The organism is Bowmanella dokdonensis (assembly GCF_017254865.1).
GTDB classification, from domain to species: domain Bacteria; phylum Pseudomonadota; class Gammaproteobacteria; order Enterobacterales; family Alteromonadaceae; genus Bowmanella; species Bowmanella dokdonensis.
On the sequence record NZ_JAFKCV010000169.1, the window covers coordinates 1 to 365 of the forward strand.

Annotated in this window: 1 protein-coding gene; it reads left to right on the plus strand. The window is 47.4% G+C overall.

Annotated elements, in window-relative coordinates; all coding sequences use genetic code 11:
• Positions 1-45: 45 nt before the first annotated feature.
• On the plus strand, positions 46-365 hold a 320-nt coding region (locus J0A66_RS22080; RefSeq protein WP_206575989.1), incomplete at its 3' end, for a hypothetical protein.

Sequence of the window (365 nt, forward strand, 5' to 3'; positions counted from 1 at the left end):
CATCTGAATTGGATTACCGGGCGCATATCGGTAATGGCTCATTTTATGAATAACTACATATCCACTGTTAGGGGTATGGAATGGGGAAATTTAAAGGGCAGTATTTCCGATTTAGATACTGTGAAATTTCTTGAGGGAGGAATAAGTACAGGCGTACTGGCAGGCGCATTAGGAGTAGCTATGTACTCGGCCCCGGTACTCACCATGATCGCCTTTGCCCTGCAGTATATTTTAAAGCGCACGCATAAACTGGGAATAGGCCGGCAACTGCCTTCCTATGCCACCACACTGGATGCCGTTGCCTGGCTGTTATATCAGGGCGCTATGGCCCTAAAAGAGATCTCTGTTTGGGTACAACGCTTGCT